Origin of the sequence: Streptomyces sp. Je 1-4 4N24, from assembly GCF_026239515.1 — a bacterium.
GTDB classification, from domain to species: Bacteria; Actinomycetota; Actinomycetes; order Streptomycetales; family Streptomycetaceae; genus Streptomyces; species Streptomyces nigrescens.
This window is the reverse complement of record NZ_CP110836.1, coordinates 5,817,966-5,832,077: the sequence shown is the minus strand read 5'-3', so window position 1 is coordinate 5,832,077 and position 14,112 is coordinate 5,817,966. Positions and strand designations below refer to the sequence as shown.

Genomic DNA, 14,112 nt, shown 5'->3' with positions numbered 1-14,112 from the left:
CCCAGCGGGCGGCAGTTGCTCTTCCGGCGTACCGCGCGCAGTCCCCCGACACGACACCGTCCGCCGCAGTACAACCTCCGGCGGCGGCCGAGGAGTCCATACCGACATGAGCGGACAACGCACAGGCTGGCGCCGTGTCATCCCCACCTGGCGCACGGTGCTCAGCACCACGCTGCTGTTCCTGCTGCTCGTCGTCGGCGGGATGATCGCCGGCTATCTGCTCGTCGGCATCCCGCCGGCCAACAGCGCCGCCAAGGCCCAAAGCAACATCTACCTCTACTCCGACGGCTCCGAGCTGGCCCACGACGGCGAGATCAACCGGCAGAACGTCACCCTCAGCCAGATCCCCCGGTCCGTCCAGCAGGCCGTACTCGCCGCCGAGGACCGCGACTTCTACTCCGAGTCCGCGGTCGACCCCGCCGCGATGGTCCGGGCCGCCTGGAACACCCTGACCGGCAAGGGCAAACAGTCCGGCTCCACCATCACCCAGCAGTACGTGAAGAACTACTACCTCGGCCAGGAACAGACCCTCACCCGCAAGGCCAAGGAGTTCTTCATCGCCATCAAGCTGGACCGCGAGGTGAGCAAGGACAACATCCTGGAGGGCTACCTCAACTCCAGCTACTACGGCCGCAACGCCTACGGCATCCAGGCCGCCGCCCGGACCTACTACGGCCGCGACGCGGAAGCACTGACCACCGCCCAGGGCGCCTATCTCGCGTCCCTCCTCAACGCCCCCAGCGCCTACGACCTCACCACGCACCCCGAGAACCGGCAGCGGGTGCTGGCGCGCTGGAACTACGTCCTGGACGGCATGGTGACGAAGAAGTGGCTCGCCCCCGCCGAGCGGGCCGCGCTGGAGTTCCCCACGACGAAGCGCGCCAAACCGTCCCCCGGACTGTCCGGGCAGCGCGGCTACCTCGTCGAAGCGGTCAAGAACTACCTCACCGGCCACCACATCCTCGATGAGGACACCCTGCGCGGCGGCGGCTACCGGATCACGACCACCATCAGCAAGAAACGCCAGAACGCCTTCGTCAAGGCGGTCAACACCCGGGTGATGGACCGGCTCGACGACTCCCGGAAGGTCGACCGCTACGTCCGGGCCGGCGGCGCCTCCATCGACCCCGCGAGCGGCCGGGTCGTCGCCCTCTACGGCGGGGTCGACTACGCCCAGCAGTACGTCAACGGCGCCACCCGCAACGACTACCAGGTCGGCTCCACCTTCAAGCCGATCGTCTTCGCCTCCGCCGTACAGCACCGCTCCACCACCCAGGACGGCACCCGGATCACCCCGAACACCGTCTACGACGGCACCAACAAGCGGATGACGGTCAGTCACGGCCGCGCCACCGGCTTCGCGCCCGCCAACGAGGACGACCGCTCCTACGGCCCGATCACCGTCACCGAGGCCACCGACAAGTCCGTCAACGCCGTCTACGCCCAGATGGGCATCGACGTCGGCCCCGCCAAGGTCAAGTCCACCGCCGTCGCCCTGGGCATCCCCGCCGACACCCCCAGCCTCGCCTCCTCCCAGGGCGCGGTCTCGCTGGGCACCGCCACCCCCAGCGTCCTGAGCATGACGCAGGCCTACGCCACCCTCGCCGACCACGGCACCCACCGGCCGTACACCCTGGTCGACAAGGTCACCAAGAGCGACGAGGAGATCGAGCTGCCCGAGCGCGAGGAGACCGCCGCCGTCCCGCGGACGGCCGCCGACACCACCACCGCCATCCTGCGCGGCGTCGTCGACGGCGGCACCGGCACCGCCGCCCAGGGCGCCGGGCGGCCCGCGGCCGGCAAGACCGGCACCGCCGAGGAGGACAAGGCCGCCTGGTTCGCGGGCTACACGCCCGAACTCGCCACCGTCGTCGCGGTGCTGGGCCAGAACCCGAAGAGCGCCGCACAGGAGCCCCTGTACGGCGCGGGAGGCCTCTCGCGCGTCAACGGCGGCGACTACCCCGCCCAGATCTGGGCCGACTACACCGCGGCCGCGCTGAACGGACGCCCGGTCCGCGACTTCGACCTGCGCCTGGAAGCGGGAGCCGAGCCGTCCTCGCCGGAACCGTCCGGCAGCGATTCGCTGTCACCCGGCGCCTCGGGCACCCCGACACCCGGCTCCACCGGCTCGCCCACCGAACCCGCCCCGCCCACCGCCGCCCCCACCCGGCCGACCGTCGGCCCCCCCACCCCGACGCCCCCCACCGAGCCCGGGCCGACCACACCACCCACCAACGACTTCCCCACGGTGCAGCCGCAGAGCGAGGAGCTGGAGCGGCAGATGCAGTGGAGGTGGGACGGATAGCGACACGCGCCCGTGCCTTCCCACGGGAGCGCGCCGCGCGTCTGCCGGGCGGGCGTCAGTGCCCCGACGTCGCCTTGAGCCCGACCACCGCCACGAGCAGCAGACAGATGAAGAAGATCCGCGCCGCCGTGGCCGGTTCGCCGAGCACCATCATGCCGACCACCGCCGCACCGGCCGCCCCGATGCCGACCCACACGCCATAGGCGGTACCGATCGGCAGGGTCCGGGCCGCGTACGAGAGCAGCAGCATGCTGGCGACGATGCCCGCGCCGGTGAACACACTGGGCCACAGCCGGGTGAAGCCGTCGGTGAACTTCATCCCGATCGACCAGCCGACCTCCAGCAGACCGGCAACCATGAGCAGAATCCAGGCCATGACGGCACCTCCGCGAAAGAGCTTCAACAGGGGTGCGTCGTCTTGTCCTGACCCGGTACGGCGCGTCTCGTCGGGTACCTTCCGAGGCTAGCAAAGGGCAGCAGAACGGGCGGTGACCCCGGTCACCGCCCGCTTCCAGGGGCTACGGATACAGCCCGGTTCCGAGGGCTACAGGTACAACCCGGTGTCCCGAGGGCTACAGGTGCAGCCCGGTGTCCCGAGAGCTACAGATACAGCCCGGTCGAGTCCTCCGCGCCCTCCAGCCGCTCCGCGGCCACCGCATGCAGATCGCGCTCACGCATCAGCACATACGCCACGCCGCGCACCTCGACCTCGGCCCGGTCCTCCGGGTCGTACAGCACCCGGTCCCCGACCTCCACGGTCCGCACGTTCTGCCCGACCGCGACCACCTCGGCCCAGGCCAGACGACGGCCGACCGCCGCGGTCGCGGGAATGACGATGCCCCCGGTCGAGCGGCGCTCGCCCTCGGGGATGTCCGTCCGGACCAGCACACGGTCGTGCAGCATCCGGATCGGCAGCTTGTCGTGGGTGTCCTTGGCGTTATTCGGGCTCACGGCATGACGGTACCTGCCCGGCGACGCCCGGCACGCACCGCGGGCCGCCCGGGGCCCGGGCGCCGCAGACGGCCTAGCTACGCCGCCTGGCGCGCAGCGTCAGCAGGCCCACCACGGCCACACCGATCAGCGCCACCGGAACGATCCGCTCCAGTCGCGGCGCCCCGTCCTCCGACACCAGCTGCGCCCGCACATCCGTCACCGCGCGATTGGCGGCCACATAGGCCCGCCCCGCCGTACGGTCCACGACGGCCGCCGCCCTCGCCTTGGCGTCATCCATGATCGTCTTCGGGTGCAGCCGCACACCGATCTCGTCGAGCGTGACGGCGAGCTCCTGCCGCCTGCGGACGATGTCCGCCTCGATCTGCGCCGGGGTCCTGGCTTCCGCCACCGCGCTGCCTCCGTCGTCTCGCGCCGATGCGTACGGGGGCCGGGCACGGGGCCCCGTACGGAACCGGCCACACACTGACTGCCGATTCGTGATGGACAGTCTGTCAGCTCACACCCCCACGCGCCCCACAGCACCCCCGTTTCGCGCACCCGAGGCGCCCCCGGCACCGCTCCGCACCCCGGCTGGCTAATGTCGGGGCGTACGGATCCACCCTAAGGAGAGCCATGAGCGCGCGACTGCAGCCCGGCGACACCGCCCCCGCCTTCACCCTGCCCGACGCGGACGGCAAGCAGGTCTCGCTCGCCGACCACAAGGGCCGCAAGGTCATCGTCTACTTCTACCCGGCCGCCCTGACCCCCGGCTGCACCAAGCAGGCCTGCGACTTCACCGACAACCTCGACTTCCTCACCGGCCACGGCTACGACGTCATCGGCATCTCCCCCGACAAGCCGGAGAAGCTCGCCAAGTTCCGGGAGAAGGAAGAGCTCAAGGTCACCCTGCTCGGCGACCCCGACAAGACGGTCCTGGAGGCCTACGGCGCCTTCGGCGAGAAGAAGCTCTACGGCAAGACCGTCACCGGCGTCATCCGCTCCACCGTGATCCTCGACGAGGACGGCAAGGTCGAGCGCGCCCTCTACAACGTCAAGGCCACCGGCCACGTCGCCAAGATCATCAAGGACCTGGGGCTGTAGCCGCCCCCTGAGGACGGACCACCCCCGGGAACACCACCCACCGTCCCCCGCGTTACGGCCCCGAGGGGGCCCGCGCATCCCCTACGGGATGTGTTCGCCCCCTCCCTAAGGGCACGACGCCTCCGGAGCCGGCGCCACCGCCCGGTCCGGCAGTTCCAGCACCGCTTCGGCGCCGCCCTCCGCGGCGGCGCCGAAGTCCAGCCGCGCACCCAGCACCTCCGCCTGGCCCGCCGCGATCGTCAGCCCCAGACCGTGCCCGGTGCCCCGCTCCGGCGCGGCCGTACGGAACCGCCGCGGCCCCTCGGCACACAACTCCGCCGGATAGCCCGGACCGTGATCGCGCACCACGATCCGCGAACCAGCCACCGCCACCTCGATCGGCGGCTTGCCGTGCTTGGCCGCATTCGCCAGCAGATTCACCAGCACCCGCTCCACCCGCCGCCGGTCCGTCTCCACGATCCGCGGCTCCCCCTCCACGGTCACCGACACCTCGTCCACCCCGCGCTGCCGCGCCGCACGCTTCACGATCCCGCGCACCAGCGACGGCAGCTCACAGGCGTCCAGATCCGCCCGCTCCACGCCCGCGTCCAGCCGCGACACCTCCAGCAGGTCCTCCACCAGCCGCCGCATCGCCTGCGCCCGGTCCCGCACCAGCTCCACCGCCCGCGGCTGCGGCAACAGCTCCGCGGCCGCCACCAGCCCGGCCACCGGCGTCCGCAGCTCATGCGCCACATCCGCGGTGAACTCCCGCTCCGCCTGCGCCTGGGCCGCCAGCGACGTCGCCATGTGATGCACACTGCGGCCCAACTCGGCCACCTCGTCCCGGCCGTTGCTCGCCAGCGCATCCGCGTCCGGCGGCGCACCCGCCGCGATCCGCCGCGCCGCCGCCGCACTCAGCCGCAGCCGCCGCGACAGCCGCTGCGCCACGAACCACGACACCCCCGCCATCAGCGTGACCGTGCCGCACCCCGCGATCAACAGTGCCCGGTCCAGCGCCACCTGCGCCGGATCGTCATCCGGATACGCCGCCGACACCGACAGCGACCGCGACGGCGCACTCCCGTCGCCGCCCCCGACCCCGGTCGCCGCCCACACCCGCGGATCCTCACCACCGCTGACATACGTCCCCGACTGGTTCCTGAACACCGCGTCCCGCAACGGCGACGGCAAGGTCGCATCGTCCAGCTGCGCCCCCAGCGCGAGCGTGCCGTCCCGCTCGTAGATCTGCAGCGCCGAACTCAGCCGGTCGTCCTGATACGCCCGCGCCGACCGCTCCCACTCCGCATCCGCTATGTGGCGCACGGCAAACCCGAGCACCACCACGGCCAGCGCGGTCATACAGGAAATGGCCAGGGCGATCCGGCCTCGAATGCCCATCACGCGAGGTTGTACATCTCCGTCGTGTCACCGAGCGGCGTGGAGCCCTCGTACGTCACCTCCAGGCCGGTAAAGGTCAGCTCCCCACCGACCCGCTCCGGGTCACGGAGGCGGAAGGTGGCCGGGAATCCGGCATCCGTGCCCACCCCGGCATCCGTCCTCTCCAGCTGCACCACACCCACCCCCAGCGCCTCCCGCTCCCCGTAGTACCTCCACGTGATCGCGGTCGCCACCATCTCCGCATCCTCGCAGGTCAGCGTAATCACATGCGGTTTGGTCTCCGGCTTCCCGCGCCCGCAGTCCCGGACCCCCGGCAGCCCCCCGGACTGCTTGCCGTCGTCCTTCACGTCCTGCACCGCCGACGTCTTCGGCGCGGCGTCCACCGCCGACGCACGGTCCGACGACTGCCCGAACCACACCCCGCCGGCCGCCAGCGCCGTCACCACGACAAAGGCCGTCAGCGCGGTACGCCCCCGAACCCAGCGGGCCCCTTCGCGGTCCGTCATCACGCTCTCCTCCCGGGGACGACGCCCCGTACCCCCACAGCAAACACGAATGCCGCCCCCGGTGCCGCCACTCTCCCGTCCCCGCGACACAGGCTGATTGCTTGAACACTGCAGTGACCGCTCGGCTGTGTACCAGTCCTGTAACAAGGCCTGCCGCACCTCTGGCGCATCCCCGCCACGGCCCTGTCACCACCCCGCTCCGGCACTCCGGACGGACCGGCCGCCCGTGACGTACCTCAATTCATCCGGCCGGAGTGGTTTGGATCCACGCTCCGCTGCGCAGACGCACCTGTCGTATCCCACGCGCACCACGCGCTGACCGACCCGAGAGGACCGCCTCGTGCCGACCGGCAGCACCGAAGCCGACCCCGCTCCCGAACAGGACCGGGAAGCGCTCAAGCGCCACCGGGTGCTCTTCCGTGCCGTCGCCCGGCGCAAGAACCCCAAACTGCGGCGCACCGACATCACCGTCACCGACGAACGCGTCGTCAAGCGCGCCGTGAAGGCCGCCGCGCTCGGCAACGCCATGGAATGGTTCGACTTCGGGATCTACAGCTATCTCGCGGTCACCATCGGCAAGGTCTTCTTCCCCGGCGGCAGCGACACCACCAGCCTGCTGTCGTCCTTCGCGACCTTCGCCGTGGCCTTCCTCGTACGGCCCCTCGGCGGCGCCTACTTCGGCCCCCTCGGCGACCGCATCGGCCGCAAGAAGGTCCTCGCCCTCACCATGATCATGATGGCGCTGGGCACCCTCTGCATCGGGCTGATCCCGTCCTACGCCGCCATCGGCTTCTGGTCGCCCGTCCTGCTCATCCTCTTCCGCCTCGTCCAGGGCTTCTCCACCGGCGGTGAGTACGGCGGTGCCTCCACCTTCATCGCCGAGTACGCCCCCGACAAGAAGCGCGGATTCTTCGGCAGCTTCCTGGAGATGGGCACTCTCATCGGCTACACCGGCGCCGCCGGCATCGTGCTGCTGCTCAACACCACCCTCGGCGACGAGGCCATGCTCAGCTGGGGCTGGCGCCTGCCGTTCCTGATCGCCGGCCCGCTCGGCCTGGTCGGTCTCTACCTCCGGGTCAAGCTCGACGAGACCCCCGCCTTCCAGAAGTTCGAGGCCGCCCAGACCCACGGCGGCGGCAACTCGGCCGTCGAGACCGAGGCGGAGTTCTCCCACCTCTCCGAGAACGCCCCCAAGAAGAAGATCGGCGAGATCTTCACCCAGCAGTGGCCCACCCTCATCCTCTGCATCGCCCTGGTCGGCGCGTACAACATCACCGACTACATGCTGCTGTCGTACATGCCGACCTACCTGACGGACACCCTCCACTACGAGGAGTCCCACGGCCTGCTGATCCTCCTCGGCACCATGGCCGTCCTGATGTGCCTGATCAGCACCGTCGGCAAGCTGAACGACCACTACGGCCGCAAGCCGCTGCTGATGACCGGCATGGTCGGCTTCTTCGTCCTCGCGATCCCGTCCTTCCTCCTCGTCAAGCAGGGCAGCATCCCCGCGGTCTGCACCGGTATGGCCCTCCTCGGCCTCTCCCTGGTCTGCCTCCTGGGCACCATGTCCGCCGCGCTGCCCGCCCTCTTCCCCACCAACGTCCGCTACGGCTCCCTCTCCATCGGCTACAACCTGGCCGTCTCCCTCTTCGGCGGCACCACCCCCCTGGTGATCACCGCCCTCATGGACGTCTTCGACAAGAACGTGATGGTCCCCGCCTATTACACGATGGGCGCCGCCCTGGTAGGCGTCATCGCCGTCGCCTGCATGAAGGAAACCGCCCAACAGCCCCTCGAAGGCTCCCCACCCTCCGTGGCCACCAAGGAAGAAGCCGTCGAACTCATCGAGGCCCAGTCCCCGGAACCACGCTTCTGACCTGCCCCATACGGCGCCGAGGGGCCCCGGGGAACCCTTCCCCGGGGCCCCTCGCCTCTGCGCACCACATGCCGTAACCGGCCCCGCGTTCGATCGTTGTTCCGTTCGAGAGGGTGCACTGGAGGGGTGGGCCTGATGCCTGGGACGGGGGAGCATGCCGGTCAAGTACACGCCGGAGCGGCTCGCGGAGGCCGCACGCGCATCATCGTCGTTCGACGACGCCGTGCGCTGGTTCGGCGGGACACCAACGCCGGGCAGCAGACGCTACCTGCGCGCGCGGATGCGGGAGGCGGGCGTCGGCACCACGCACTTCGCGCCCCCGGGCGTACGGCACACCGCGGCCGGACTCCGTGAGCTGGTGGCCTGCTCGCACAGCATCGCCGAGGTCGTACGCCGCCTCGGCATCAGTCCGGTCGGCGGAAATCAGGCGCACATCGGCCGGCGCATCGCGGAACTGGGCATCGGCACCTCGCATTTCACCGCCCCGCCCCGCGAACACGCCAAGATCGCCAAGCATGATTGTCTGGTGCTGGGCTCATCGGCCGACGGCCGCACCCAAGGTGTGCGCCTTCGCAAAGCATTGCTGCGCCGGGGAGTTCCGGAGCGGTGTGCGCTATGCGGCACGGGCACGGAATGGAACGGCAAGCCGTTGCGCCTGGAAGTCGATCACCTCAACGGTGACTGGTGGGACAACCGCGAAGCCAACTTGCGCTTGCTCTGCCCCAACTGCCATGCGGTGACCGACACTTACCGCGGCCGTAAGCCACGGCGGACGTGACGTCCCGCCATGGCCCGGCACCTGACCTACACCCGTGACCTGCTGACCCGTACAGCCGCTGACTCCACCAGTCTGGTCGACATGCTGCGCCGGCTCGACGCGCCCTTGGGCAGCGGTCCGCGCAGATACTTACGCGACCGGTTGAAACACCATGGCGTCGACACCACGCATTTCGTCGATGAGCCGCTCCCGCCTCGTCAGCGCCGTGCGTACACCCGAGCCCTGCTCGAAGAAGCCGCCGCGCAGTCCCACAGCATCCGGGAGATGCTGGAGTACATGGAGGTTCCGCCGTACGACAGCGCGTACACGCACCTCCACAGGAAGCTGGAGCAATTCGGCATCGACACCTCCCACTTCACCCGCCGCGGACGGGACTCCGTCCTGCTCCCACGCTGTCAACTGGAAATGGCCGTGGTCGCCTCACAGAGCCTCGCCGGAGTCCTCGCCCACCTCGGCCGGACCGACAACAGCACATCCCGGAGAGCGCTGAAACGCAGCATCGAGGCATACGGCCTGTCGACCGAGCACTTCACCGGTCAGGGCCACAGACGTGGGCTTCCCTCGCCGGCCCGCAAGTCTGCCGACCACATCCTGCGGCAACGCGAACCCGGTTCCCGACGCGAGAAGACGGTGTTCCTACGCCGCGCCCTCGACGAGAAGAAGGTTCCCCGGCAGTGCTCGGAATGCAGCCTCGGGGACACCTGGCAGGGCAAGCGGCTCATCCTGGAAATCGACCACATCAACGGTGACCGGCTGGACAATCGTCTGGAGAACCTGCGCTATCTGTGCCCCTCGTGCCACAGCCAGACGAGAACTTTCTCCTGCCGGTCAGCGCACCCGGCCATCCCCGCGCAACCCCGCGCCCGGGCACAGTAAGGTAGGCGCGCGGGCCCGTACCCCAGCTGGCAAGAGGGCGCCGGTTTAGGTCCGGTGTGTCGTGGGTTCGAGTCCCACCGGGCCCACCTGCGCTCACGGCCTCCCAGTCCTCGGACGGGAGGCCGTTTTGCTGTCCGGCCTCAGCCCAACAACTCCCCCACCACCGGTGCCAACGCCCTAAAGGCCTGGCCGCGATGGCTGATGGCGTTCTTTTCGGTGGGGGTCAGTTCGGCGCAGGTACGGGTGTCGCCGAGGGGCTGGAGGATGGGGTCGTAGCCGAAGCCGCCTGTGCCGGAGGGGGTGTGGCGGAGGGTGCCTTCGAGGGTGCCCTCGACGACGCGTTCGGTGCCGTCGGGCAGGGCGAGGGCGGCGGCGCAGGCGAAGTGGGCGCCGCGGTGCTCGTCGGCGATGTCGCCGAGCTGGGCGAGGAGCAGGTCCAGGTTGGCCCGGTCGTCGCCGTGGGTGCCGGCCCAGCGGGCGGAGAAGATGCCGGGCGCGCCGCCGAGGACGTCGACACAGAGGCCGGAGTCGTCGGCGACGGCGGGGCAGCCGGTGGCCTGGGCGAGGGCGTGGGCCTTGAGGAGAGCGTTCTCGGCGAAGGTGACGCCGGTTTCCTTGACGTCGGGGATGTGGGGGTAGGCATCGGCGCCGACGAGTTCGATGCCGAGGTCGGCCGCGTCGAGGATGGCGCGGAGTTCACTGACCTTGCCGGCGTTGCGGGTGGCGAGGATGAGGCGGCGGGGGTGAGCGGAGGGTTGGCCGGTGTGAGTCTGCATGGGACCCGATTATCCCGGCTATCCCGGGGTGCAGATCTTGGTCATTTCGCCGGTCCCGTCGACGATCGGCTGGATGTCGGGGGCCTTGTTGTTGTCGAGGTCCTTGCGGGCGGCCTTGATGCCGTCGTTCGTCTTGTCGATGGCCTTGGACAGGTCGGCGTCGTTCGCGTCGTCGCTGAGCTTGCGCAGCTTCGCGTCGATGTCGTCGAGGGCCTGCTGGGTCTTCTGCGGGTCGCTGACGGCGTTGTCCGCGGCCTGCTGGAGCTTGTCGACGGCGCTGACGACGGAGGAGGCGGTGTTGGCGCAGTCCATGGCCTTCTGGACCGCTCCGCAGGCGGAGAGCAGCGGTATCGCGAGGGTGGCGGCGGCGAGTGCGGCGAGTGCGGTGGTGGCGGGGCGACGCTGCGGGCGCGTGCGGTGGGCCATGGCGCGGTGTTCCTTCCCTTGGGCGTGTTCGGGTAAAGGAAGAAACGCGGGGCGGGGTTGTTTTGGTTGCGCTAGTACGCCGCCCGTCCGCAACCCCACCGTGAGCCGCGCCCCGTCCGTCAGATGAGGCCGGGTCCGTCAGATGAGGCCGGTCTGGGTGAGCAGCATGGCGAGGGCGACGACGAGGGTCCAGCCGAGGATGTTCTCCAGGAGCCGGGAGTCGTCCCCGGGCCCGCCGGTGCGGGCGCGGGTGCGGGGCGCGGTGGCAGCGGTGGTGGACATGGCTCCACAGTGCGGGTGCCGTGGTGGCTTTTCCAGAGCGGCAGGCCCCATGAGAAAAGGGTCACACGGGGAGGTTTGCGGGTCCTCCCCCTGTGGTGGGTGGCTTCATGCGGTGGGCGGCGGTGCGCTCCGGGTGCCCGGGGCGCGGGCCGGTGTGCCGCGCCGGGTGCTCAGAGCGTGCGGGCCAGTGCCGCCCGCTGGGCTCCGTCGAGTTCGGCGCAGCCGGCGACGGCGAGGTCGAGGAGGGCGTTGAGTTCTTCGCGGGCGAAGGGTTCGGCCTCGGCGGTGCCCTGGACCTCGACGAAGCGGCCGTCGCCGGTGCAGACGACGTTCATGTCGGTCTCGGCGCGGACGTCCTCTTCGTAGCAGAGGTCGAGGAGGGGCGTGCCGTCGACGATGCCGACGCTGACGGCGGAGACGGTTCCGGTGAGGGGCTTGCGGCCGTGCCGGATGAGCTTCTTGCCCTGGGCCCAGGTGATGGCGTCGGCGAGGGCGACGTAGGCGCCGGTGATGGCGGCGGTGCGGGTGCCGCCGTCGGCCTGGAGGACGTCGCAGTCCAGGACGATGGTGTTTTCGCCGAGGGCCTTGTAGTCGATGACGGCGCGCAGGGAGCGGCCGATGAGGCGGCTGATCTCGTGGGTGCGGCCGCCGATCTTGCCGCGTACGGATTCGCGGTCGCCGCGGGTGTTGGTGGAGCGGGGCAGCATCGAGTATTCGGCGGTGACCCAGCCTTCGCCGGTGCCCTTGCGCCAGCGCGGGACGCCTTCGGTGACGGAGGCGGTGCAGAAGACTTTGGTGTCGCCGAAGGAGATGAGGACAGAGCCTTCGGCGTGCTTGCTCCAGCCGCGTTCGATGGTGACCGGGCGGAGCTGTTCGGGGGTGCGGCCGTCGATGCGAGACATGGCGTAGACCCTATCGGGAACGGCGAGGGCCCCACTCCGGGGCGGTGGACGTCCGGTGCGGGGCCTTCGGGAGTGACCGGGGGTCAGCTCACATCATGTCTTCGATCTCGGCGGCGATGGGGTCGGCGTCGGTGCCGATGACGACCTGGATCGCGGTGCCCATCTTGACGACGCCGTGGGCGCCGGCGGCCTTGAGGGCGGCCTCGTCGACGAGGGAGGAGTCGACGACCTCGGTGCGGAGGCGGGTGATGCAGCCCTCGACCTCTTCGATGTTGTCGAGTCCGCCGAGCCCGGCGACGATCTTCTCAGCCTTGCTGGCCATGTCCACTCCTGCTTGTCTCGGCCGCCGGCGGTTCCGCCGTGCGGTTTCACACCGTAACGCACGTTCAGCCCAACTATGTGGGCGTTTGTCCGCTGTCTGACGAAGGATGGCGATCACCGGAGTGCGCGCCGGACAGCCGGAAAAAGGCCGCGGTGCGCACCCCTAAGTGGTCTACACCACCAGTATGCGGTAAGCACCAGGGCGGTTGTCGACGGGCCGACTGCCGGGAGGACAGGGATGAGCGCGAACGCGGCGGCGGCACCGGGGAAGAGGTGGGGGGCGAACCTCTTCCAGGGCCTGCAGAAGATGGGGCGCAGTCTGCAGTTGCCGATTGCCGTCCTGCCCGCCGCGGGGATTCTCAACCGTCTTGGCCAGCCGGATGTGTTCGGCGCGGACGGGCTGGGCTGGGACGCCGTCGGCAAGGTGTTCGCGGCCGCGGGCGGTGCGCTGCTGGATTCGGGGCTCGGTCTGCCGCTGCTGTTCTGTATCGGTGTGGCGATCGGTATGGCCAAGAAGGCGGACGGGTCGACGGCGCTGGCGGCGGTGACCGGTTTTCTCGTCTATTTCTCGGTGCTGCACGCGTTCCCGTCCGGCTGCGCCGCGGGCCAGACCTACACCCAGGCCGGCCTGTGGAGCGGTGTGTGCCTGGACAGGACCGATACGGTCACGCAGGCGGAGTTCCAGAATCCGGGGGTATTCGGCGGCATCGTCATGGGATTTCTGTCCGCGTGGCTCTGGCAGCGCTTCCACCGGGTGAAGCTGGTGGACTGGCTGGGGTTCTTCAACGGCCGCCGGCTGGTCCCGATCATCATGGCCTTCGTCGGCCTGGTCTTCGCGGTGCTGTGTCTGTTCGTGTGGCAGCCGATCGGCGATGCGCTGACGAGCTTCAGTGAATGGCTGTCGGGGCTGGGGGCGTGGGGCTCGGGGATTTTCGGTGTCGCCAACCGTGCGCTGCTGGTCATCGGCCTGCATCAGTTCCTGAACACCTTCGTCTGGTTCCAGTTCGGCAGTTTCACCAAGCCGGACGGCACGGTCGTCCACGGTGACATCAACCGGTTCCTGGCGGGCGATGCGGATGCGGGGCAGTTCACCACCGGGTTCTTCCCGATCATGATGTTCGCGCTGCCGGCGGCGGCGCTGGCGATCGCGCACTGCGCCAAGCCGCATCGCCGCAAGGAGATCGCGGGCATGATGCTGTCGGTCGGCCTGACGTCGTTCGTGACGGGTGTGACCGAGCCGATCGAGTATTCGTTCCTGTTCGTCGCGCCGGTGCTGTACGCGATCCACGCGGTGCTGACGGGTGTGTCGATGGCGGTGAGCTGGGCGCTGGGGGTGCACGACAGCTTCAGCTTCTCGGCGGGGCTGATCGACTACGTCATCAACTGGAGCCTGGCGACCAAACCCTGGCTGATCATTCCCATCGGTCTGTGTTTCGCGGCGGTGTATTACGCCCTCTTCCGTTTCGTGATCACGAAATTCAATCTGTCGACGCCCGGCCGCGAGCCGGATGAGGTGGGGGACGCGATGGAGCGGGAGAACGTGAAGTAGGACCTGGCCCGGAACACCCGCCGGGAGTGGCCGCACAGGCCGCCGCCCGGCCTTCCGGGACGCTTTTTGCCGGCCCCTGAGTCCGATGACCAGGGGCCGGT

Annotated in this window: 16 protein-coding genes, 1 tRNA gene and 1 riboswitch; of the genes, 7 read left to right on the top strand and 10 right to left on the bottom strand. The window is 69.7% G+C overall.

Going from position 1 to position 14,112, the window contains the following annotated elements; translation table 11 throughout:
• Nucleotides 1-106 precede the first annotated feature (106 nt).
• A complete protein-coding gene (locus SLV14N_RS25540; RefSeq protein ID WP_263271212.1) occupies nucleotides 107-2,305 on the top strand; it encodes a transglycosylase domain-containing protein in 2,199 nt (732 codons plus the stop codon).
• Between the two features lie 55 nt (nucleotides 2,306-2,360).
• Here SLV14N_RS25540 and SLV14N_RS25535 read toward each other — a convergent pair whose 3' ends face one another.
• From SLV14N_RS25535 to SLV14N_RS25525, 3 genes are all read right to left on the bottom strand, one after another.
• Nucleotides 2,361-2,681, bottom strand: a complete 321-nt coding sequence (locus SLV14N_RS25535; RefSeq protein ID WP_208683932.1) for a multidrug efflux SMR transporter — start codon at nucleotides 2,679-2,681, stop codon at nucleotides 2,361-2,363.
• Nucleotides 2,682-2,712: 31 nt separating this feature from the next.
• A riboswitch (guanidine-III (ykkC-III) riboswitch) is annotated at nucleotides 2,713-2,783 on the bottom strand.
• Between the two features lie 122 nt (nucleotides 2,784-2,905).
• Nucleotides 2,906-3,208 (bottom strand): co-chaperone GroES, encoded by a 303-nt coding sequence (locus SLV14N_RS25530; protein ID WP_042155576.1) that lies wholly within the window; start codon nucleotides 3,206-3,208, stop codon nucleotides 2,906-2,908.
• Nucleotides 3,209-3,329: 121 nt separating this feature from the next.
• Nucleotides 3,330-3,647, bottom strand: a complete 318-nt coding sequence (locus SLV14N_RS25525; RefSeq protein WP_263271210.1) for a DUF3618 domain-containing protein — start codon at nucleotides 3,645-3,647, stop codon at nucleotides 3,330-3,332.
• 224 nt (nucleotides 3,648-3,871) lie between these two features.
• Here SLV14N_RS25525 and bcp point away from each other — a divergent pair, with 224 nt between their 5' ends.
• Nucleotides 3,872-4,339, top strand: a complete 468-nt coding sequence (gene bcp / locus SLV14N_RS25520) for a thioredoxin-dependent thiol peroxidase (protein ID WP_208683930.1) — start codon at nucleotides 3,872-3,874, stop codon at nucleotides 4,337-4,339.
• Between the two features lie 105 nt (nucleotides 4,340-4,444).
• Here bcp and SLV14N_RS25515 read toward each other — a convergent pair whose 3' ends face one another.
• Together SLV14N_RS25515 and SLV14N_RS25510 are read right to left on the bottom strand one after the other, a co-directional pair.
• Entirely contained in the window at nucleotides 4,445-5,716 is a 1,272-nt protein-coding gene (locus tag SLV14N_RS25515) for a HAMP domain-containing sensor histidine kinase (protein WP_263271209.1), read from the bottom strand.
• Nucleotides 5,716-6,222, bottom strand: coding sequence for a hypothetical protein (locus SLV14N_RS25510; protein ID WP_208683926.1), 507 nt, complete (start codon nucleotides 6,220-6,222; stop codon nucleotides 5,716-5,718). Before SLV14N_RS25510 ends, SLV14N_RS25515 begins: the two co-directional genes overlap by 1 nt.
• A 340-nt stretch (nucleotides 6,223-6,562) precedes the next feature.
• Here SLV14N_RS25510 and SLV14N_RS25505 point away from each other — a divergent pair, with 340 nt between their 5' ends.
• From SLV14N_RS25505 to SLV14N_RS25490, 4 genes are all read left to right on the top strand, one after another.
• The gene (locus SLV14N_RS25505) at nucleotides 6,563-8,101 is read left to right on the top strand and encodes an MFS transporter (RefSeq protein ID WP_208683910.1); all 1,539 of its coding nucleotides are present in this window, start codon (nucleotides 6,563-6,565) and stop codon (nucleotides 8,099-8,101) included.
• Between the two features lie 154 nt (nucleotides 8,102-8,255).
• Entirely contained in the window at nucleotides 8,256-8,879 is a 624-nt protein-coding gene (locus tag SLV14N_RS25500) for an HNH endonuclease signature motif containing protein (RefSeq protein WP_263271206.1), read from the top strand.
• Between the two features lie 9 nt (nucleotides 8,880-8,888).
• Nucleotides 8,889-9,755 (top strand): HNH endonuclease, encoded by an 867-nt coding sequence (locus SLV14N_RS25495; protein ID WP_208683906.1) that lies wholly within the window; start codon nucleotides 8,889-8,891, stop codon nucleotides 9,753-9,755.
• 11 nt (nucleotides 9,756-9,766) lie between these two features.
• Nucleotides 9,767-9,841, top strand: a tRNA-Leu gene (locus SLV14N_RS25490).
• A gap of 54 nt (nucleotides 9,842-9,895) precedes the next feature.
• On the opposite strand, the gene rdgB is transcribed toward SLV14N_RS25490, so the two are convergent.
• From rdgB to SLV14N_RS25465, 5 genes are all read right to left on the bottom strand, one after another.
• Complete coding sequence (gene rdgB, locus SLV14N_RS25485) at nucleotides 9,896-10,531, bottom strand: RdgB/HAM1 family non-canonical purine NTP pyrophosphatase (RefSeq protein WP_208683904.1); 636 nt, start codon at nucleotides 10,529-10,531, stop codon at nucleotides 9,896-9,898.
• Between the two features lie 18 nt (nucleotides 10,532-10,549).
• Nucleotides 10,550-10,957 carry a hypothetical protein gene (locus SLV14N_RS25480; protein WP_208683901.1) on the bottom strand — a complete coding sequence of 136 codons (408 nt, stop codon included), beginning with the start codon at nucleotides 10,955-10,957 and terminating at the stop codon, nucleotides 10,550-10,552.
• A gap of 138 nt (nucleotides 10,958-11,095) precedes the next feature.
• Nucleotides 11,096-11,239 carry an SCO1431 family membrane protein gene (locus SLV14N_RS25475; RefSeq protein WP_127151074.1) on the bottom strand — a complete coding sequence of 48 codons (144 nt, stop codon included), beginning with the start codon at nucleotides 11,237-11,239 and terminating at the stop codon, nucleotides 11,096-11,098.
• Between the two features lie 170 nt (nucleotides 11,240-11,409).
• A complete protein-coding gene (rph, locus tag SLV14N_RS25470) occupies nucleotides 11,410-12,141 on the bottom strand; it encodes a ribonuclease PH (RefSeq protein WP_208683899.1) in 732 nt (243 codons plus the stop codon).
• Nucleotides 12,142-12,229: 88 nt separating this feature from the next.
• Nucleotides 12,230-12,469, bottom strand: coding sequence for a glucose PTS transporter subunit EIIB (locus SLV14N_RS25465; RefSeq protein WP_208683897.1), 240 nt, complete (start codon nucleotides 12,467-12,469; stop codon nucleotides 12,230-12,232).
• 231 nt (nucleotides 12,470-12,700) lie between these two features.
• On the opposite strand from SLV14N_RS25465, the gene SLV14N_RS25460 reads away from it, so the two are divergent.
• Nucleotides 12,701-14,011 carry a PTS transporter subunit EIIC gene (locus SLV14N_RS25460; RefSeq protein ID WP_208688087.1) on the top strand — a complete coding sequence of 437 codons (1,311 nt, stop codon included), beginning with the start codon at nucleotides 12,701-12,703 and terminating at the stop codon, nucleotides 14,009-14,011.
• The last annotated feature ends 101 nt before the right edge of the window (nucleotides 14,012-14,112 follow it).

Excerpts from the sequence above, each read along its gene's own strand:
- SLV14N_RS25540 (WP_263271212.1), top strand. The coding sequence starts at position 107 with ATGAGCGGACAACGCACAGGCTGGCGCCGTGTCATCCCCACCTGGCGC.
- bcp (WP_208683930.1), top strand. The coding sequence starts at position 3,872 with ATGAGCGCGCGACTGCAGCCCGGCGACACCGCCCCCGCCTTCACCCTG.
- SLV14N_RS25515 (WP_263271209.1), bottom strand. The coding sequence starts at position 5,716 with ATGGGCATTCGAGGCCGGATCGCCCTGGCCATTTCCTGTATGACCGCG.
- SLV14N_RS25510 (WP_208683926.1), bottom strand. The coding sequence starts at position 6,222 with ATGACGGACCGCGAAGGGGCCCGCTGGGTTCGGGGGCGTACCGCGCTG.
- SLV14N_RS25530 (WP_042155576.1), bottom strand. The coding sequence starts at position 3,208 with ATGCTGCACGACCGTGTGCTGGTCCGGACGGACATCCCCGAGGGCGAG.
- SLV14N_RS25460 (WP_208688087.1), top strand. The coding sequence starts at position 12,701 with ATGAGCGCGAACGCGGCGGCGGCACCGGGGAAGAGGTGGGGGGCGAAC.
- rph (WP_208683899.1), bottom strand. The coding sequence starts at position 12,141 with ATGTCTCGCATCGACGGCCGCACCCCCGAACAGCTCCGCCCGGTCACC.
- SLV14N_RS25535 (WP_208683932.1), bottom strand. The coding sequence starts at position 2,681 with ATGGCCTGGATTCTGCTCATGGTTGCCGGTCTGCTGGAGGTCGGCTGG.
- SLV14N_RS25480 (WP_208683901.1), bottom strand. The coding sequence starts at position 10,957 with ATGGCCCACCGCACGCGCCCGCAGCGTCGCCCCGCCACCACCGCACTC.
- SLV14N_RS25495 (WP_208683906.1), top strand. The coding sequence starts at position 8,889 with ATGGCCCGGCACCTGACCTACACCCGTGACCTGCTGACCCGTACAGCC.
- SLV14N_RS25500 (WP_263271206.1), top strand. The coding sequence starts at position 8,256 with ATGCCGGTCAAGTACACGCCGGAGCGGCTCGCGGAGGCCGCACGCGCA.
- SLV14N_RS25475 (WP_127151074.1), bottom strand. The coding sequence starts at position 11,239 with ATGTCCACCACCGCTGCCACCGCGCCCCGCACCCGCGCCCGCACCGGC.
- rdgB (WP_208683904.1), bottom strand. The coding sequence starts at position 10,531 with ATGCAGACTCACACCGGCCAACCCTCCGCTCACCCCCGCCGCCTCATC.